The sequence below is a fragment of the Candidatus Pelagibacter sp. HIMB1593 genome, from assembly GCF_052047755.1.
In the GTDB taxonomy this organism is placed as follows: domain Bacteria; phylum Pseudomonadota; class Alphaproteobacteria; order Pelagibacterales; family Pelagibacteraceae; genus Pelagibacter.
Genome location: NZ_JBNAJK010000001.1, coordinates 872767 through 893021 on the forward strand (window position 1 = coordinate 872767; position 20255 = coordinate 893021).

A 20255-nucleotide genomic window follows, 5' to 3' on the forward strand; every position below is an offset into this window, starting at 1 on the left:
TAATTTAAATTAACACGCACACAGTTGTTGGTTTTATACCTCCGGTCCTTAATTGGAAATTACTGTGGTGGCTTAACCGGGAATAAATATGAAAATACCTAACGTCACAATTCAACAATTATTAGAAGCTGGTGTTCATCTTGGACACAAAACTTTGAGATGGAATCCAAAAATGAAGAAATACATTTTTGGAAAAAGAGACTCAATTCATATAATGGACTTAACTCAAACACTTGAGTTGACTAAAGTAGCTTTAGAAAAAGTCTATAATACAATAGCAAATAATGGAAAAATTTTGTTTGTTTCAACTAAAAAACAGGCATCAGAAGCTATTGCAGAAGTAGCAAAAGAGACAGATCAATACTTTGTAAACTATAGATGGTTAGGTGGAATGTTAACTAATTGGGGAACAATATCTAATTCAATTAAAAAATTAAAAAAATTAGAAATTGATTTAGCTGCTGAAAATAGAGGGTTTACTAAAAAAGAACTTCTTAAAATGAGTGTAAAAAAAGATAAACTTCAAAGATCTTTAGGTGGAATTGCAGAAATGAAAAAAGTTCCTGAATTAGTTTTTGTAATAGACACTAACTATGAGTCATTAGCTATTGCCGAGTCATCAAAATTAGGTATTCCTATAATTGCCATTCTCGATAGCAACTCAAATCCTGATAATATTGATTATCCAATTCCAGGAAATGATGATGCAAGAAGAGCAATAGACCTTTATTGTAATTTAATTAAAGAAACAATTAATAATGCAAAAAGTTCAATCCAATCATCTGAACCTAAGCAAGAAAAAACAAAAGATATTAATGATGATAGTAAAAACAAAACTATTCAAGAAATTGATAGAGAAAAATTAGAAAAAAAATTCTCAAATGAAGATAAAGGAAAGTTAAATTAAAATGAGTGATATAGAAAAAGTAAAAAAATTAAGAGAAGCAACAGGTGCTGGATTTAAAGATTGTAATTTAGCAATTAAGGAATCTGATGGTGATTTAGATAAAGCAATTGAAATTTTAAGAGTAAAAGGAATATCAAAGGCGTCAAAAAAAATGTCTAGAGATGCCAAAGAAGGTGTTGTTGTAGTATCAGGCGATGAAAATAAAACTTCTGTAATTGAGGTGAATTGTGAAACAGACTTTGTTGCGAAAAATGATGATTTTATAAGTTTTGTTAAAGAATTAAGTGAATTAAATAATCAACACAGCTCTAATCAAGATGAATTAAAAAAATCTGTGATGCAAAATGGACAAAGTGTTGATGATAACTTAGTAGCATTAATTGCAAAAATTGGTGAAAAAATTACAATTGGGAAATCAAAAACTATTGAAAATAAAAATGGAGTAAACAATCATTACCTGCACACAGTAGTAAAAGATAATGTAGCAAAATTAGCAGTATTAGTATCTCTGGATACAAGGGATAAATCAGATACAGTTAAGTCATTTGGCAAACAACTGTCTATGCATATTGCAGCTTCAAATCCTTTAGCTCTAGAATCAAATTTAATTGATCAAGCATTAATTGACAAAGAGCAAGAACTTGTTGCTGAGGAATTGAAGAATTCAGGTAAACCCGAGGAAATTGCAAAAAAAATAAGTTTAGGTAAAATGAACAAATTTAAGGAAGAAAATGCACTTTTAACTCAAGCTTGGGTCATGGAACCAAAGAAAAAAGTTCAGGATATAGTTAAAGAACTATCTATAGCTGACCTAAAAATTAAAGAATTCTTTAGAATAAAAATAGGAGAATAAATGTTTGATGAAAAAACATATGGTGTAAAAATGGATAAAGCCATAGATGTATTTTCTAAAGAATTGTCTTCTTTAAGAACTGGTAGAGCAAATGCAGCAATGCTTGATCTCATTAAAGTAGATGTTTATGGTCAACAAATGCCAATTAATCAAATCGGAAGTATAACTACACCTGAACCAAGAATGATTAATATTCAAGTATGGGACGCAAATAACGTTCCTATGCTAGATGCCGCAATAAAAAAATCTGATCTAGGTTTAAATCCACAAATAGACGGTCAGTTAATAAGACTTCCTGTTCCAGAATTAAATGAGGAAAGAAGATCTGAATTAAAAAAATTAATTAAGACGATTGGTGAAAAATGCAAAGTATCAATAAGAAATATTAGAAGAGAAGCTAATGAAGATCTTAAAAAATTATTAAAATCAAAAGAAATTGGTGAAGATGATGAAAAATCTAAAGAAAAAATAATTCAAACAATAACTGATGATCATATTAAATCTGTTGATGAAAAAGTTTCTTTAAAAGAAAAAGAAATAATGACGATATGAACCCACTGAGTCATGTGGCCATAATTATGGATGGCAACGGTAGATGGGGTTTAAAAAATAAAAATTCTAGAAATGCAGGTCATAAAGCTGGATTAATTACTGTTGAAAATATCATTAAACATTCAATTCAAAGAAAAATAAAATTTTTAACTCTATATGTTTTTTCCACTGAAAATTGGAAAAGACCTAAAAGTGAGATTGAATATTTATTTGCCTTATTAGAGCATTTTTTAAAAAAAAAAATCGGAGAATTTGATAAAAATAAAATAAAACTTGTTGTAATTGGAAAAAAGAAATTCTCAAATAAACTTAATAAGTTATTATCTGAAAGTGAAAAAATAACCAAAAATAATTCAAAAATTCAAATTAACTTAGCATTAAATTATGGATCTAGGTCAGAAATTATTGAAGCTTTTAATAAACTTTATAAAAAAAAAATTAAGATAAATGAAAGAAGTGTTTCAAATTCTTTATATACAAAGAATATACCAGACCCAGATTTACTTATTAGAACTGGAAATACAAAAAGATTAAGTAATTTTTTATTGTGGCAATTATCATATTCTGAAATTTTCTTCTCTAAAAAATTATGGCCTGAATTTAATGAAAAAGATTACGATAATATAATTTATGAATTTAGAAGAATTAAAAGAAATTTTGGTAAAATATAATGAAGAATGAGTTAATTTTAAGAATTTTAAGTTCAATATTACTTTTACCAATATGTTTATATTTAATAATTAATGGTTCTTTAATTTTTAATGTTTTATTAATTATAATTTTTATAATAGCATCGTATGAGTGGCATTTAATGTCTAAGAATAAAAGATATTATTATTATGGATTCATTTTTTTAATATTTTCTCTTATTACAGTTTTCAAATTAAGAATTGATTTTCAAAATGATTACTGGCCATTGTTAGTAGCATCTTTAATCTGTATTTTCACAGATATTGGTGGGTATCTTTTTGGAAAAGTTTTAAAAGGTCCAAAATTAACAATTTATAGTCCAAATAAAACTTATTCAGGACTATTGGGGAGTTTTATTATTTCTTTTTTTTGTATTCCTATTTTTTTTTATTTTAATATTTTAAACGAGGAAAAAATTCTCAATTTTGTATTATTTATATTTATAATCTCAAGTACAAGTCAATTTGGAGATATTCTAATTTCATATTTCAAAAGAATTTCTAATATTAAAGATAGTGGGAAAGTTATACCAGGACACGGTGGCATACTTGATAGAATTGATGGAATGCTATTTGCATTACCAGTAGCATATTATTTATTCTTATTAGATTTTTTTAATGTATTAAAATGAAAACTCAAATTGCTATACTTGGTTCAACTGGATCTATTGGTAAATCTTTATTGAAAATTATTTCAAGAAATAAAAATAGCTTCAAAATATCTCTATTAACCGCTAATAAAAATTATAAATTATTATTAAATCAAGCAATAAAATTTAATGTAAGAAATGTGATTATTACTGACAGTGATTCTTATAATATTTCTAAAAATATATTTAAACAATATAGGATAAGAACATACAATAATTTTAAATATTTTAAAAAAATTTTTTCAAAAAAAAATGATTATGTGATGAGTTCAATTGTTGGTCTTGATGGTTTAATCCCAACTTTTGAAATAATAAAATTTACAAATAGAATTGCTATTGCTAATAAAGAATCAATAATATGTGCTTGGAATATATTAGCAAAAGAACTTAAAAAATATAAAACACAATTTATACCTGTTGATTCAGAACATTTTTCTGTTTGGTATGCACTTAAAGGAACATGTTTAAACAATGTAGATAAATTATATTTAACAGCATCTGGTGGACCTTTATTAAAAACGTCATTTAAAGAATTAGATAAAATCAAAATTAAAAAAATAATTAACCATCCTAATTGGAAAATGGGTAAAAAAATAAGTGTTGATTCTTCTACAATGATAAACAAAATTTTTGAAGTTATTGAGGCAAAAAAAATTTTTAATTTATCTTATAAAGATTTAGAAATAATAATTCATCCGAAATCATATATTCATGCTTTTATAAAATTTAAAGATGGTATGATTAAAATTATAGCTCACGAAACTACAATGGAGATACCTATATATAATACACTCAAATATCATAATATAAATAAACTTAAATCAAAAAAAATAGATTTAAAAAAACTTAATAATCTTAATTTCTCAAAAATTAGTTCAAAAAAGTTTCCTCTTATTAAAATAATTAATGAATTACCTAATTCTGAAACATTATTTGAAACTGTTTTAGTTACAATAAATGATGAGTTAGTAAAATTATTATTAAATAAAAAAATTACTTATTTAGATCTTATTAAAAAATTATTAAAACTTATTACCAGTAAAGAATTTGTGGAATATAAATTTATAGAACCTAAGAAAATTAATGATATATTAGATCTTAATAAAAAAATTAAATCAGTAATTCAAAATCATGATATTATTTATAAAAAATTTTAATGTAAAACTTTTTATTTTATTAATTATTTTTGTATTTAATTTTTCAATTTTGAATGCAAATACAATAAACAAAATTAATATTGACGGCAATGATCGTATTTCTAAAGAAACAATAATATTATTTTCAAATGTTCAATTAAATGAAATAATTAATGATGATAAGTTAGATCTAATTTTAAAAAATTTATATGAAACTAACTATTTTAAAAATGTTTCAGTGAAATTAGTTAACAATGAGTTATTTATTTATGTAGATGAATCGCCAATTATTGACCGTGTAGAGTTTGTTGGAATAAAAGCTGGCAGAATTATAGAAGATTTGAATAAATTAATAAGTCAAAAATCAAGAGTATCTTACAACGAATTCTTAATAATAAATGATAGAAATATTATAACAAACTTTTTAAAAAATTTAGGATACTATTTTTCAAAAGTTGAAACAATAGTTGAAGACTTAGAAAATAACTTAGTTGTTGTTAACCATAAAATTGATTTAGGTGATAAAGCAAAAATTAAAAAAATTTCTTTTTTAGGAGATAAAATTTATAAAGATAATAAATTAAGAAACATTATTGTAAGTGAAGAATATAAATTTTGGAAGTTTATTTCTGGCCGTAAATATTTAAATGAACAAGCAATAAATTTTGATAAGAGATTGTTAAAAAATTTTTACCTTAACAAAGGTTATTATGATGTAGAAATTAATAGTTCTTTTGCAAGACTTGTAGATGAAAAAGATTTTGAATTAATTTTTAATATAGACGCTAAAAAAAAAATTTATTTTAATAATATTTCTTTAAATATCCCAACTGATTTCAATATTAAAAATTTTGAAAATTTGAATGAATTTTTTGATGATTTAAGAGGAGAGCCTTATTCAATTAATAAAGTAGAATCTATTTTAGATAAATTAGATAAGATTACATTACTCGAAGAGTATAAATCAATTAATGCAAGTGTTAAAGAAAATTTTAATAACAATCAATTAGATCTTGTATTTGATATAGAAGAAACAGAAAAACTTTTTGTAGAGAAAATTAATATTTTTGGAAATAACATTACAAGAGAAAGTGTCATTAGAAATAATTTAGAAATAGATGAAGGTGATCCGTTTAATGAAATATTACAAAATAAAAGTGAAAATAATCTTAAAAGTTTAAATTTTTTTAAATCAGTAAACTCTGATATAGCAAATGGAAGCAAGCCTAACACTAAAATAATAAATATAAAAGTTGAGGAAAAACCAACTGGCGAAATATCAGCTGGTGCTGGAGTAGGAACATCAGGTGGAACTTTTTTATTTGGCATTAAAGAAAACAACTATCTTGGTAAAGGGCTGGGTGTTGATGCTAATGTCACTGTTAATTCTGAATCTTTTAAAGGTAAAGTCGGTATTGAAAACCCTAATTTTAATAATACAGACAAATCTCTTTTTGGAAACTTGCAGGCAATAGAAATAGATAGAATGAAAGCAAATGGTTATAAAACAAACAAAACTGGTTTTGAATTTGGAACAAGATTTGAATATTATGAAGATTTCAATCTAGGTTTGTCAACTAGATCGTTTTATGAAAAGATAGAAACAGATAGTACAGCATCTGCTAGACAACAAGCTCAGGAAGGAAATTATTGGGACACTTTTTTAAACACACGATTTGATTATGATAAAAGGAACCAAAAATTCAGAGCTGACGATGGGTTTAGATCCACTTATACTTTAGATATACCATTAATTAGTGACAACAATACATTAACTAATACTTATAATTTTCAAAAATATACATCTTTTTATCCAAATAATGTTTCCTCTATTGGATTCTTTATTGAAAGTGCAAATTCAATAACAGGAGACGATATTAAACTTACTGAAAGATTATTTATACCAACAAGTAAGTTACGTGGTTTTGAAAGAGGAAAAGTTGGACCTAAAGATGGGAGTGATTTTATTGGAGGTAATTTTGTTTCATCATTGAATGCTACTACAACTCTTCCTGTATTATTTGAAAATAATCAAAATCTTGACGCTTCAATTTTCTTAGATGTAGCCAATATATGGGGTGTTGATTACGACTCGACATTAGATGAAAGCAATAAAATAAGAAGTGCTATCGGTATTGGTATTGAATGGTTTTCAGCATTAGGACCTGTAAGTTTTTCTATTACAGAAACAATATCTAAAGCAGACACAGATATTACTGAGTCATTTAGATTTAATTTAGGAACAACATTTTAATGAAAGTAATTAAAAAATTTATTTTATTATTAATTTTCTTTTTTTCATCACCAAATTATGTTTTTGCTAATGAAAGTTATATGTTTTTAAATATCGATCTTTTAATTAAAGAGACAAATATTGGAAAAAATTCTTTAAAAAAAATTGGTAATATAGATAAAGAAAACTTAAAAAAACTAAATAAATATGAGGCAGAATTAGTTAAAATAGAAAATGAGATCAAAATTAAAAAAAATATTATCTCTGAAGAAGAATATAAGAATGAAGTTAATCAATTGAAATTAAAATTAAAAAAATATAATGATGAAAAGAACTTAATGGTTCAAGATTTAAATAATGTTAAAAAAAAGGAAATGAAAATATTTTTTGATACTATAAATCCAATTTTACAAGAATATATGAAACAAAATTCAATTGATATAATTTTTGATAAAAAGAATATTTTTATTGGAAATAAAAAATTAGATTTAACTCAATCCTTAATAGATGAAATAAATAGTAAAATTAAATAATGAGTGATTTCAAATTAAACAAACATCAAATAAGAGAGTTGTTGCCACATAGGGAACCAATGTTACTAATTGATGAACTTTATGATATAAAAAAACTTCATTCTGCAACTGCCGTTGTCTATGTTAAAAAGGATAGCTTTTTTGTGCAGGGTCATTTTCCTGATCAGCCCGTGATGCCTGGTGTATTAATTGTAGAGTCCTTTGGTCAAGCAGCTGCTGCTTTAACAGCTCATGGTTTGGATAAATCAACATATGAAAATAAACTTGTATTTTTAATGGGTGTAGAAAAAGCAAGATTTAGAAATCCAGTAATTCCTGACTGTAAATTGATATTAAAAATTGAAGCAATAAGATCTCATGGTAGAGTTTGGAAATACAAAGGTGAAGCTTTTGTAAATGAAGTTAAAATGGCAGACGCAATTTGGTCAGCTACAATTGTAGATAAGAAATAAATAGCAATAAATTTTGATAACCTTAATATAATTGCTCTGTTAAAAGCAATTATGTCTAATCCTTTCTTTAAAAACAGAGGTCCTTTTTTTATTCAAGATATTTTAAAGTTTATTGATGTTAAAGCTGAGAATGAGATAATAAATGTTGAAGTAAAAGACATAAAGGATTTATATAGCTCTAATAATTCTGAGATAACATTTTTTCATTCAAAAAAATACAAAGATTTAGCTCAAAAAACAAAAGCATCTTTTTGTATCACAACAGAGTCTTTAAAAAATGAACTTCCAACTAATTGTGTACCCATAATTGTTGAAAATGTATTGGTTTCAGTATCAAAGATAACTTCCAAGTTTTATCCTGATGCTGTTGATGATGATTTTGATAATAGTGCAACTTATATTGATGAAACAAATTTTAAAGATAATGTAATCCATGGCAAAAATGTTTTAATTGGAGAAAATGTATCATTAGGTAAAAATTGCAAGATAGGTCACAATACAATAATTGAAAAAAATGTTTTTATTGGAGACAATTGTTCAATAGGTTCAAATACAATAATTAGAAACTCACTAATAAGTAATAACGTTAAAGTTTTAGATAATTGCGTTGTTGGAAAACATGGTTTTGGTTTTTTTCCAAATAAAAATAAAAATTTAAGATATCCACATATTGGCATTGTAATTATTGAGGAAAATTGTGAAATAGGATGTGGGTCTACTATTGATAGAGGTTCGATGTCGAATACTGTTATTGGGAAAAATACATTTTTAGACAATCAAATACATGTAGCTCATAATGTTAAAATAGGAGAAAACTCTATCATAGCTGGACAGGTAGGAATTGCTGGCAGCTCAATTATTGGTTCTAATGTAAGAATAGGTGGCCAAGCTGGTATTTCAGGGCATATTAATGTTGGTAATAATGTGGAAATTGGAGGTAGCTCAGGTGTAATAAAAAACATTCCTGATAATGAAAAAGTAATGGGTTATCCAGCAAAAAATATCAGAAAGTTTTTAAGAGATAACAAATGATACACAAAACTGCAATTGTTGATTCAAGTGCCAAAATCTCAGTAAATACAAAAATAGGACCTTATTCCGTAATTGGTCCCGATGTGGAAATTGGAGAGGGTACAGTTGTCCAATCTCATGTTAATATAACAGGTAATACTATTATAGGTAGAAATAATAAAATTTATCCATTTGCATCTATAGGAAATGATCCACAAGATTTAAAATTTAGAGGTGAAAAAACATCATTAGAGATAGGTGATAACAATAAAATAAGAGAGTACGTAACCATTAATCCAGGCACCGAAGGTGGTGGAGGTAAAACTCAAGTTGGTAATAATTGTCTGTTTATGGTGTCTTCTCATATTGCCCATGACTGCATTGTTGGTGATAATGTTATTTTAGCAAACAATGTTCCATTGGGTGGTCATGCGCATGTAGATGATAATGCCATAATTGGTGGTAATTCAGCTGTACAGCAATTTACCAGGGTTGGTAAATTTGCAATGATAGGTGGTATGTGTGGAGTAGTTAGAGATGTGATACCATATGGTATAGCACATGGAAACAGAAGTATATTGCAAGGATTAAATCTTATTGGTTTAAGAAGAAAAAATATTCCAAATAAAGAAATATTATCTCTAACAGAAGCTTATAAAATATTATTTAAGAATGAGAATTTAACAGAGAATTTAAGTAATTTACCAAATGAATTAAGAAAAAATAAATTAGTTTCAGAGGTAGTTAATTTTATAACAAAAGATAAAAAAAGACCAATTTGCACTCCTTTTTCAAAATAAAATGATTGGTTTATTTTTAGGTGATACAGATTTTCCTGAAATAGTTTTAAATAAAATTAAAAAATTAAAAAAAGAATATTTTATTATAGATTTTTCAAAAAATAATAAATTTCATAAAGATAAAAACTCTCATAGGATAAGTATTGGAAAATTTGGAAAAATAATAAATTTAATTAAACAAAAAAAATCTAAAAAAGTTTTGTTTGCAGGTAAAATAGCTAAGCCTAATTTTACTTCTCTTAGATTAGATTTTAAAGGTATATATTATATGCCAAGTGTTATTAGAGCTTCTAAAATTGGTGATGCTGCAATTATAAAATCTATAATTAAGATCCTTGCAGATGAAGATATTAAAGTTATTAGCTCAATATATTTTAACCCAGAACTATCTCTTAAAAAAGGAAACTATACAAAAGCTAAGCCTAATAAGAATGACAACAACTCAATTGAAAAAGCTAAAAATTATTTCAATAAAATTAACAGTTTGGATCATATACAGGCTTTAGTTGTCAAAGATCAAAAAATAATTGCAAAAGAGGGAAGGCAAGGAACAAAAAAAATGCTTTCAAAAGTCAAGAAAAACTCAAAAGGTATATTAATAAAATTACCTAAAAATAAACAAGATTTAAGAATGGATTTACCAACTGTTGGTTTGCAAACTTTAAAAGATATAAAAAAATATGGATTAAAGGGTCTAGTCTTAAAATCTAAAAAAAATATTTTTCTCGATAAAAAAGAAGTAATAAATTTTGCAAATAAAAATAAAATTTTTATTAAAGTTATATGAAAAAAATTTTTGTGTTAACTGGTGAACCATCAGGAGATAAACTTGCATCGACTTTAATTTCAAGATTAAAACAAGAAAATTATGAAATTGAGTATTTATCCGTTGGTGGCACTCACTTAAAGAAACTAGGAATTAATTCTATATATGATTTGAAGGAAATTACTTACTTGGGGTTTACAAGTGTGTTGCTTAATATTTTTAGAATTAAATCAAAAATAAATAAAACTGTAGAAGAAATAGTAAAATTTAAACCTGATATATTGCTAAGTGTAGATAGTCCTGATTTTACTTTGCGTGTAGCTGAAAAAGTTAAAAAAATAAACAGCAACATTAAAACAATTCATTATGTAGCACCTCAAGTATGGGTATGGCGAAAGAACAGAGTTAAAAAAATTAAAAAATTTATTGATCATATTCTTTTGTTGTTTGAATTTGAAAAAAAATACTTTGATGAAGAAAATATTAATAATACTTTTGTTGGTCATCCTCTGATAGAAAGAAATGAAAACAACAAGACTATTATTGATAATATTTTACCTAAAAATAAAAAAATTATATCTTTATTTCCTGGTAGCAGAAATTCTGAAACTAATGTTTTGCTACCTATATTATTAGATTTTATTAAATTAATGAACAAAAAGCATAATGAATATTTTTTTTATATTCATGGAACAGAAGAAAATAAAAGTTTAATTTTAGAACATGTAAAAAAATATAACTTTGAAAATATAGATATAGTGTCTGATGAAAATATTAAATCTGAAATTCTGTCTAAATCTATTTTTGCTGTTTCAAAATCTGGTACTGTTTCACTACAAATTTGTAATTTTAATGTTCCATCAATTATTATTTATAAACTTAGTTTTATTAATTTTATGATTTTTAAAATGTTAGTTAACGTAAAATTTGCAAATATTATAAATATAATTAATAATCGTGAGGTAATTCCTGAGTTGCTTCAAAAAGAATGTAATGCAGATGAAATATATAGGTCTGTTATTTATTTTCTTAAAAACCCCGAGTTGATGAAAAAACAAGTAAGTGAGTGTTCCAAAACTTTAGAGGGCATCAGGTCTAAAACTTCATCTGCAGGAGAGGCAAGTTCTATTTTAATTAAGTATCTTTCTTAATCTTTTCTCAACATCTGCTTTACCTAAAGATATAACAATATCATATAGCCCTGGTCCAAACTTAGATCCTGTAAGGGCTACTCTTAACGGTTGACCTATACCTTTGAAATTTGTTTCATGTTTTTTTATCAAGTTGTTGACTATTGGCTCTAAATTATCTCTAGTTAAACTTTCTAAGTTTTTAATTTCATCTTGAAATTCATTAATTATTTTTTTCGACTTATCGTCAATTAGTTTTAAATCATTTTCATTAAAATTAACTTCATCACTAATGATATATTTTGCATTATTAAATATTTCTTCCAGTGTTTTTGCTTTATTTTTTAAAAATACTAAAGATGATTTTATTTTTGATGCTTTTTCTGTATCAATTTTATCTTTATATTCTTCACAATATCTCAAAAGATGATCATACAGATCATTTTCATCAATATTTTTGATATAATGCTCATTCATTGACAAAATACGGCTCATATCTAATTTTGACGGTGATTTTCCAATACCTTCTAAGTTAAAAAATTTTATACTTTCTTCTAAAGTAAATATTTCTTTGTCTTGATATGACCATCCTAGTCTTAGTAAATAATTTCTTAAAGCATCAGGCATAATTCCAATTTTTGAATAGTCATCCAAGGTTGAAGCATTATCTCTCTTGGATAATTTTTTACCCTCTATTGTGTGAATTAAAGGAATATGGGCAAATAGTGGCACATCCCATTTCATTGCTTCATAAATTTGTATTTGTTTAAAGGTATTTATTTTATGGTCATCACCCCTAATTATATGCGTCATTCCCATTTCATGATCATCTACAGTTGCTGACAAATTATAAGTTGGAGTTCCATCATTTCTTAATATTACAAAATCTTCTATTGTACTGTTTTCAATTTCAACATCGCCTTGAACTAAATCTTTAAGAATTGAACTTCCTTCAATTTTACTTTTAAATCTAATTACAGGTTTAATTTCTTTAGGAGCATCTTTTTCATCTGCATCTCTCCATTTTCTGTTGTAAATATAAGGTATTTTTTTTTGTCTAGCTCTTTTTTTTTGCTCTTCTATCTCTTCAGGTGAACAGTAACATTTATAGGCAAATCCATTTTTTAATAATTCATTTGCAATTTTTACATGATCATCAATTTTCCTTGACTGAATATATTCTTCACCATCATGTTTAATCCCTAACCAATTTAAGGATTTAATTATTTGTATTTTATGTTCTTCTTTAGATCTTTCTTTGTCAGTATCTTCAATTCTTAAATGAAAAGTGCCTTTTTGATTTTTCGAATATAACCAATTAAACAAGGCAGTTCTAACACCACCAATATGAAGAGCCCCAGTAGGAGAGGGAGCAAAACGAGTTGCTACTTTTGACATCAGAGATGTTTAGACTATTTTTTTAGAAGTTTCTATATAAAGATACTAAAACACCCTGAACTTTTACTCTATCAGGGCCAAATATTTTGGTTTCATAGTTTCTATTTGCACTTTCCAATGCAACAACTTTACCTTTTTTACGAATTCTTTTTAACATTGCTTCGTGTTCGTCAATTAATGCGACTACAATTTTTCCATTATCTGCTGTATCTGTTCTTTTAATAATAACTGTGTCTCCTTCGTGGATTCCAGCTTCAATCATTGAATCTCCTTGAACTTTCAATCCAAAATAATCTCCATTTTTTTCTAAATTATTTGGTAATGGAATTCTTGAAACTTCATTTTGTATTGCCTCAACAGGAGTACCTGCTGCAATTTTTCCTAATACTGGTACTTCCATTTCATCTGAATTGTTAATTTCTTCATCTAAACCACCTTTGATAACGCTTGGTGAAAAACTATTGTAAATATCGTTTGCTGAAGCTGTTTCTGGCAATTTTACTACCTCTAAAGCTCTCGCTTTATGAGCCAATCTTTTAATAAATCCTCTTTCTTCTAAGGCACTAATCAATCTATGAATACCCGACTTTGATTTTAAGTTTAAAGATTGTTTCATTTCTTCATAAGACGGAGATACTCCAGAACTTCTCAACTTTTTGTTGATAAATAAAAGCAGGTTTTTTTGTTTTTTTGTTAGCATAAGAACAAATATCGTACAAACAATGTTCTATAAAAGTTCTTTTGTTTTAACAATACTAAAAAAAGTCAGTAAAATAGGGCTTAAATTAACTACAAAACTGAAAAAATTGAATTTTCATCCAATTTTTTCAAAAGTGATTCACCAATTAAAAAAGTATTAATTGAAGTCTTACTGTTTAATTCCAATAATTCTTCTTTAGATTTAATACCACTCTCAGAAATTAGAGGTCCTTTATGGTTTTTTACAACATTATAAATATCATAGGTTGTATTTATATCAGTTTTAAGTGTTTTTAAATTTCTGTTGTTAATACCAATTAGTGCATCTTTAAAATTTAATGCTTTTTGAGCCTCTTCAACAGTATGTACTTCTACTATTACTGACATATCTAATTTCAATGCCTCTTGATATAAATTGTTTGCAAGATCATCTGAGACACCAGCTAAAATAATCAGAATTGCATCTGCGCCATAACTTTTGGCAAGTGGCACTTGAAAAGTATCAATAAAAAAATCTTTACATAATATCGGTAAATTAACCTTATCTTTTATTTTACTTATATGGATTAAATTTCCTAAAAAATAATCTTCTTCAGTTAAAACTGATAAACAAGTAGCATTATTTTTTAAATAAATATTAGCAATTTCTACTGGATTGTAGTCCTCAATTATAACACCTGCGGAAGGACTTGCTTTTTTTATTTCAGCAATAATTGAAGTTTTATTTTCTTTTAAATTGTTTTCAATTTTATCTTTAAAATTTATGTATGATTTATTTTTTTGTATTAATTCATCTAATTTTTTAAGATCTATTGATTTTTTTAGATTATCAATTTTTTCAATTTTTTTTTTAATTATATTTTCTAAAACGTTTTCAGACATTTTGTATTTGTTCCAAATGTAAAAAAGTTTTACCAGAAAGAATAAATTGTCTTGCATGATTATAGGCTTCTTCAAAATCAACAAACTTTTCTGCAACGATTAAACCAGCTGCAGCATTTAAACAAACTGCTTTTGAAAAATCATTATCTTTACCTTTGAATATTTCAATCATTTTATCTGCATTAAATTTTGCATCATTACCAATTAAGTTCTCAAATTTTTCTGCATTCACACCAATTGAATTAGGATCAACCAAGATTTCAGATATTTCTCCATTCTTCAATTGTATTATATTTGTTTTTGCATAAGGAGATATTTCATCCAATCCATCTTCGCTATTTACTATCCATGCAAATTTTATATTTAAATTTTTTAATCCCTCTGCAAAAATTCTTAACAATTTTTTATCAAATACTCCAACAACCTGTCTTTCTACTAGAGCAGGATTGCTTAAAGGACCAATCATGTTGAAAATAGTTCTTTTACCAATTTTCTTTCTTACAGGACCTACAAATTTCATGGCACTATGATAATTTGGAGCAAACATAAAACCAAAATTTTTATTGCTTATTTCTTGTTCTATTTCTCTCGGCTCTAAATCAATTTTAATATTAAGAGCTTCCAAAACGTCTCCAGAGCCACATTTTGAAGATACCGCTTTATTGCCGTGCTTTGCAACTTTTATACCCATACTAGCTAAAAGTAAGGCTGATGCAGTTGATATATTAACAGTGTTCATGCCATCACCACCTGTACCACATGTATCTATGCAATCTTGAACTTTTACTCTTTTTGATTTTTCTCTAAGTACATAAACACCTCCAGCAATTTCATCTGCAACTTCTCCTTTTTCAGACAGAAGTGTTAAAAAATTATAGATTTGATCCTCATCAGCTTTACCAGTCATTAAAATTTCAAATGCTGACTTACTTTCTTCAAAGGTTAAATTTTCTTTATTTTTAAGTTTTTCTAAAATCTTTTCCATAAAATTAATAATTTATAAAACTTTTTAAAATTTTTATTCCTATTTTAGTTTTAATACTTTCTGGATGGAATTGTACACCATGAATATTAAATTGCTTATGTTGGATAGCCATAATTACCCCATCATCAGTTTCAGCTGTAATCTCTAAATCTTTCGAAAGGGTTTTTTTATCAATAATTAAGCTATGATATCTTGTAGCTTCAAAGGTACGAGGTAGATTTTTTAAAATTCCAATTTTTTGTGACTTAATTTTGCTAGTTTTTCCGTGCATTAATTTTTTTGCTTGAATAATTTTAGATCCAAAGACTTGACCTATAATTTGATGTCCAAGACAAACACCTAAAAAGGGCAATTTTTTATGTAATGATTTTAAAATGCTTATGCAATTTCCAGATTGATTTGGATTTCCAGGTCCAGGTGAAATAACAATTTTATCATATTTTTTTCTTAATATTTCTTTAGAGTTAATTTTATCATTTCTTATGACATCAACTTTTACATCTAATGAAGAAATATAATGATAAAGATTAAATGTAAAACTATCATAATTATCTATTAATAATATTTTCATTATCTTAAAGCATTTATCAAAGCTTTCGCCTTGTTCACTGTTTCATCATATTCGTTTGTAGGCTTACTATCAGCTACGATACCTGCTCCAGCTTGTACATAGAATTTTTTATTTTTTGCTACAGCTGTTCTTAATGCAATACAAGTATCAAATTCACCATTAGCAGAAAAATATCCAATTCCACCAGCGTAAACTTTTCTTTTTGATGTTTCTAATTCATCAATAATTTCCATTGCTCTTATTTTAGGAGCACCAGATACAGTGCCAGCAGGAAATCCTGCCAACAGTGATTTAAATTTTGAAAACTTTTTATTATACTCTCCAACTACATTGGAAACTATATGCATTACATGAGAGTACCTCTCAATTATGAAACTCTCAGTTACCTTTACAGTATTTATTTTCGATACTTTACCGGCATCATTTCTTCCTAGATCTAAAAGCATTAAATGTTCAGAAAGTTCTTTTTTGTCTTTAAGAAGGTCTTTTTCATAAAAAAGATCTTCTTTTTTATTTTTTCCTCTTGGTCTAGTACCTGCTATTGGTCTAACTGTAATTTTATTATCTCTTAGTCTTACTAAAATTTCTGGACTTGCCCCAATAATTTGGAAGTCATTAAAGTTGAAGTAAAACATGAAAGGAGAGGGGTTAGTTACTCTAAGTTTTTTATAAATTTCCAAAGGTTTTTTTGTTAATTTTGCTTCAAATCTTTGACTTAAAACAACTTGAAAAATATCACCAAGTTTAATGTATTTCTTAGCTTTATTAACCATTGCAAGAAATTTATTTTTAGATGTGTTTGATTTAACTTTAATTTTTTTTTCTTTAAATACTCTTTTTGTATCAATATTTTTGATCGATGATTGAATTAATAGTTTAAATAGATCAGTTTTTATAGAGTCATACTTTTTTTGATAATTTTTAATTTTTTCATCATTAAAAACATTACTTATATAAAATATTTCTTTTTTTAAATTATCATGAATAACCAAGGTTCTTGGTCTCATCAATCTTACATCAGGTAAATTAAGATCATTTTTACATGAGTTAGGAATTTTTTCTATGTATCTAATAGAGTCGTATGAAAAATAACCAGAAATTAGCGAACAAATCTTAGGTAAATTCTTAGGTGTATCAAATTTAAAATTTTCAATAATCTTTTCTATTAGCTCTTCTGGTTTATCTTTAAGAATAATTTTCTTATTTTCAGTGATTAAATATGACTTTTGATTGTTGAACTCCCATATCCTATCAGGATTTTTACCAAAAATTGTGTATCTACCTTTAATTTTTCCTTTTTCAACAGACTCAAATATAAAACTATTTTTTTCCTCTAAAAAATTATCAATTAAATTTATTACTTCATCATCAGAATTTACTTTTTTAGAAGTGTATATAATTTGATTTTTTTTGCTTCTATGTCGAAACTTAAAATCTTTGAAGCTTCGATTAATTATCATTTGAAATAGTTTTTAATTCTATCAATAGTTTTTTGATTCAATTGAACCTGATATTTATTATTCAACAGGGTATCGTAAGATTGTAAAATACTTTTTCTGTTGTTTGTATTTTGTGAATTTACAAATCCTTTATATTCCTCACCTTGTTTATTTATAGTATTTTTATTTATATCTTTTATTTTGACTAAAAATATTTGATTATTAGTATTACTTACTAAAGCAAAAGAATTTTGAGGTAATGAGTAGAGCATTTTAATTGAATTTACTTCAAACAGCCCATCATCACTAATTGAATTAATTGATCCAGTTTGGATTTTACCTGAACTTAACTCTATAAATTTACTTTCATTAAATCCATCATTTTGTATTTCTTCAATTATTTTTCTATTGTAATCAAATTTACCTTTTTGATAAATAAGCTCGATAATTTCACTTTTTACTACCTCATCATTTAGATCTGGTGAACGATCATATTCATTCTCTATATTATAAAGAATATAATTATCGCCACTTTCAAATATATCTAATTTGCTTGATTTCTTAGAGTAAATTAACTTTTCGTTCGTACTAGTGTTTTCATTTGGAGCAAATTCATTAATATTATTCACATCCACATTTATGTTTTCGATTATCGAACTAAAACTTTCATTTTGAGAAATTTTATTTTCTATTGCATCAATTTCATTAAAAAAATCTTGATTAAATTCATCAATTCCAATTAAATTTTTTGGATTTAAAACCACATATTTGAAGTCAATATATTCTCTTTTTAATTGATCTTTATTTTCTTCAATAAATTTGTTGATTTCATCTGATGTATAATCATCTTTAATCTTATATAAATTTTCCATATCGAAGTATTCAATAGATAATGATTTATTGTTTTCTTCAAATTTACTTTCTGTTAGAAATTCAGGGGTAACAGTACCTGCACCGATAAAATCAAATAAGTGTTTCTGTAAACCTTGATTTTTTAATTTCAACTCAAACAAAGGAGCAGACATATTATTTGAAAGTAAAAATTTTTCGTATTTAATTCTTTCAAAAGCACCATTCTCGTCTTTAAAATTTTTATTGTCTCTTAAATATTTTAAAATTGTCTTTTCGTTTATAGAAAGTTTAAAATCTTCAATCTCTAGATCAATTAAAGTTGTTGAAATAAGTCCTGATAGTAATTCTTCTATAATGTTGTTGTCTAAATTATTTCTTATTGCTTCTTGTGAAATTCCACTTTGATTAACATAGTCCATAAAATCTTGAGTGGTAACGTTAGTTTTATTTATTTTAGCAATATTATTTTGATTGTTAGTACTAAAGCCGCCTCCAAAACCTCCAAAGATAAAAGCGAAAGCAACAAAAGCCATCACCAAAAATCCTCCAGATTTTTTCCAACCTAAATTTTTTATAGTGTTAAACATAGTGTTAAAATTTATTGATCTGTAAAAAACAAATCTATAGATTAAAAAGTCAATTATGACAAATAAATATATGTATTTTATAGCTAATTGGAAAATGTTTGGAGATTTAAAAACTATAAATTCATTAGATAAAGTTATTAAATTCTCAAAAAGTCATAAAAAAAATAAGTTCAAAGTAATTTATTGTCCTCCAAACACTCTAATACGTCCAATTTCAAAAAGACTTAGTAAAACAAATATTGAAGTTGGTGCACAAAATTCTCATCAAAATTTAGATTATGGAGCTTTTACAGGCCAGGTTAATGCAAGAATGCTTAAAAGTGTTGGAGCAAAATATGTGATCTTGGGTCATTCCGAAAACAGAATGGCTGGAGAGAATGATAATCTAATTAATCTTAAAATAAAAAATTCAATTAAATCTGGTTTAAAAATTATTTTTTGTATTGGTGAAACTCTAAAACAAAAAAGAGATAAAAAGACTAATCAAGTTTTAAATAGTCAATTAAAGAAAGGATTAAAATCTGTCAAAAAAATTAATGATATAATTATTGCGTACGAACCAGTATGGTCAATTGGAACTGGTTTAATTCCTTCATCAGAGGAACTGTCTAAATCAATTAAATTTATAAAAAATAAATTTGGAAAAAAATCTCCAAAAGTTTTGTATGGAGGCTCTGTTAACAGTAAAAATATTGATCAATTAAAAATAATTCCTGACATAGATGGTTTTTTAATAGGTGGAGCATCACAAAATCCAAAGAAATTTATTGATATAATTAAAAAAACCATTAATTAGTCCCCCATGGAAACATTATTACTTGTAATTAACATCATACTTGCATTTATTTTAGTTGTGCTTGTTCTACTTCAAAAATCAGAGGGTGGCGCTCTAGGTATTGGTGTTTCACAAGAAAATTTCATGCTATCGAGATCAGCTGGTAGTTTTATTACCAAAGCAACTGCGATAGTTGCAACTTTATTTATCATTTGTAGCTTAGCGCTGACAATAATTTCAAGAGCAGAATTAACGCCTACAGGATCAGTTTTAGACACGGTTGAAGAAAAAACTGAAGATACTCCATCAATTCCTGAAAATAATTAATTAATACTTTCTATTTCTTTTTTTATTA

The 20255-nt window shown here is 25.9% G+C and carries 22 protein-coding genes; 15 read left to right on the forward strand and 7 right to left on the reverse strand.

Annotated features, from left to right (window positions below; translation table 11 throughout):
* The first annotated feature begins 88 nt into the window (after positions 1-88).
* From rpsB to lpxB, 13 genes are read left to right on the forward strand one after another with little or no spacing between them, the layout of a single operon-like run.
* Positions 89-907 carry a 30S ribosomal protein S2 gene (gene rpsB, locus ACTTA0_RS04545; protein WP_440676255.1) on the forward strand — a complete coding sequence of 273 codons (819 nt, stop codon included), beginning with the start codon at positions 89-91 and terminating at the stop codon, positions 905-907.
* Position 908: 1 nt separating this feature from the next.
* Complete coding sequence (gene tsf, locus ACTTA0_RS04550; RefSeq protein WP_440676256.1) at positions 909-1760, forward strand: translation elongation factor Ts; 852 nt, start codon at positions 909-911, stop codon at positions 1758-1760.
* A complete protein-coding gene (gene frr, locus ACTTA0_RS04555; RefSeq protein ID WP_440676257.1) occupies positions 1761-2312 on the forward strand; it encodes a ribosome recycling factor in 552 nt (183 codons plus the stop codon).
* The gene (gene uppS / locus ACTTA0_RS04560; RefSeq protein ID WP_440676258.1) at positions 2309-2983 is read left to right on the forward strand and encodes a polyprenyl diphosphate synthase; all 675 of its coding nucleotides are present in this window, start codon (positions 2309-2311) and stop codon (positions 2981-2983) included. The genes frr and uppS overlap by 4 nt, the downstream gene beginning before the upstream one ends.
* Entirely contained in the window at positions 2983-3633 is a 651-nt protein-coding gene (locus ACTTA0_RS04565; protein WP_440676259.1) for a phosphatidate cytidylyltransferase, read from the forward strand. The genes uppS and ACTTA0_RS04565 overlap by 1 nt, the downstream gene beginning before the upstream one ends.
* Positions 3630-4808: a 1-deoxy-D-xylulose-5-phosphate reductoisomerase gene (locus tag ACTTA0_RS04570; RefSeq protein WP_440676260.1), complete on the forward strand. Its 1179-nt coding sequence runs from the start codon at positions 3630-3632 to the stop codon at positions 4806-4808. Before ACTTA0_RS04565 ends, ACTTA0_RS04570 begins: the two co-directional genes overlap by 4 nt.
* A complete protein-coding gene (gene bamA, locus ACTTA0_RS04575; protein WP_440676261.1) occupies positions 4783-7041 on the forward strand; it encodes an outer membrane protein assembly factor BamA in 2259 nt (752 codons plus the stop codon). The genes ACTTA0_RS04570 and bamA overlap by 26 nt, the downstream gene beginning before the upstream one ends.
* Positions 7041-7553 carry an OmpH family outer membrane protein gene (locus tag ACTTA0_RS04580; RefSeq protein ID WP_440676262.1) on the forward strand — a complete coding sequence of 171 codons (513 nt, stop codon included), beginning with the start codon at positions 7041-7043 and terminating at the stop codon, positions 7551-7553. The genes bamA and ACTTA0_RS04580 overlap by 1 nt, the downstream gene beginning before the upstream one ends.
* Complete coding sequence (gene fabZ, locus ACTTA0_RS04585; RefSeq protein WP_440676263.1) at positions 7553-8005, forward strand: 3-hydroxyacyl-ACP dehydratase FabZ; 453 nt, start codon at positions 7553-7555, stop codon at positions 8003-8005. Before ACTTA0_RS04580 ends, fabZ begins: the two co-directional genes overlap by 1 nt.
* A 51-nt stretch (positions 8006-8056) precedes the next feature.
* Complete coding sequence (gene lpxD / locus ACTTA0_RS04590; protein ID WP_440676264.1) at positions 8057-9037, forward strand: UDP-3-O-(3-hydroxymyristoyl)glucosamine N-acyltransferase; 981 nt, start codon at positions 8057-8059, stop codon at positions 9035-9037.
* Positions 9034-9816 carry an acyl-ACP--UDP-N-acetylglucosamine O-acyltransferase gene (lpxA, locus tag ACTTA0_RS04595; RefSeq protein ID WP_440676265.1) on the forward strand — a complete coding sequence of 261 codons (783 nt, stop codon included), beginning with the start codon at positions 9034-9036 and terminating at the stop codon, positions 9814-9816. Before lpxD ends, lpxA begins: the two co-directional genes overlap by 4 nt.
* A 1-nt stretch (position 9817) precedes the next feature.
* Positions 9818-10603, forward strand: coding sequence for a UDP-2,3-diacylglucosamine diphosphatase LpxI domain-containing protein (gene lpxI / locus ACTTA0_RS04600; RefSeq protein ID WP_440676266.1), 786 nt, complete (start codon positions 9818-9820; stop codon positions 10601-10603).
* Positions 10600-11733 (forward strand): lipid-A-disaccharide synthase, encoded by a 1134-nt coding sequence (gene lpxB, locus ACTTA0_RS04605; protein WP_440676267.1) that lies wholly within the window; start codon positions 10600-10602, stop codon positions 11731-11733. Before lpxI ends, lpxB begins: the two co-directional genes overlap by 4 nt.
* Here lpxB and gltX read toward each other — a convergent pair.
* From gltX to ACTTA0_RS04640, 7 genes are all read right to left on the reverse strand, one after another.
* Complete coding sequence (gene gltX, locus ACTTA0_RS04610) at positions 11713-13110, reverse strand: glutamate--tRNA ligase (protein WP_440676268.1); 1398 nt, start codon at positions 13108-13110, stop codon at positions 11713-11715. The genes lpxB and gltX overlap by 21 nt on opposite strands.
* Before the next feature lie 22 nt (positions 13111-13132).
* Entirely contained in the window at positions 13133-13810 is a 678-nt protein-coding gene (gene lexA, locus ACTTA0_RS04615) for a transcriptional repressor LexA (protein WP_262589277.1), read from the reverse strand.
* Positions 13811-13899: 89 nt separating this feature from the next.
* Complete coding sequence (locus ACTTA0_RS04620; protein ID WP_440676269.1) at positions 13900-14691, reverse strand: indole-3-glycerol phosphate synthase TrpC; 792 nt, start codon at positions 14689-14691, stop codon at positions 13900-13902.
* A complete protein-coding gene (gene trpD / locus ACTTA0_RS04625; protein WP_440676270.1) occupies positions 14684-15676 on the reverse strand; it encodes an anthranilate phosphoribosyltransferase in 993 nt (330 codons plus the stop codon). The genes ACTTA0_RS04620 and trpD overlap by 8 nt, the downstream gene beginning before the upstream one ends.
* 4 nt (positions 15677-15680) lie before the next feature.
* Positions 15681-16247: an anthranilate synthase component II gene (locus tag ACTTA0_RS04630; RefSeq protein ID WP_440634093.1), complete on the reverse strand. Its 567-nt coding sequence runs from the start codon at positions 16245-16247 to the stop codon at positions 15681-15683.
* A complete protein-coding gene (trpE, locus tag ACTTA0_RS04635; protein ID WP_440676631.1) occupies positions 16247-17704 on the reverse strand; it encodes an anthranilate synthase component I in 1458 nt (485 codons plus the stop codon). The genes ACTTA0_RS04630 and trpE overlap by 1 nt, the downstream gene beginning before the upstream one ends.
* Entirely contained in the window at positions 17704-19125 is a 1422-nt protein-coding gene (locus ACTTA0_RS04640) for a SurA N-terminal domain-containing protein (protein WP_440676271.1), read from the reverse strand. Before ACTTA0_RS04640 ends, trpE begins: the two co-directional genes overlap by 1 nt.
* Before the next feature lie 55 nt (positions 19126-19180).
* Here ACTTA0_RS04640 and tpiA point away from each other — a divergent pair, with 55 nt between their 5' ends.
* Positions 19181-19921: a triose-phosphate isomerase gene (gene tpiA / locus ACTTA0_RS04645; RefSeq protein WP_440676272.1), complete on the forward strand. Its 741-nt coding sequence runs from the start codon at positions 19181-19183 to the stop codon at positions 19919-19921.
* Between the two features lie 6 nt (positions 19922-19927).
* Complete coding sequence (secG, locus tag ACTTA0_RS04650; protein WP_075506676.1) at positions 19928-20227, forward strand: preprotein translocase subunit SecG; 300 nt, start codon at positions 19928-19930, stop codon at positions 20225-20227.
* Positions 20228-20255 lie beyond the last annotated feature (28 nt).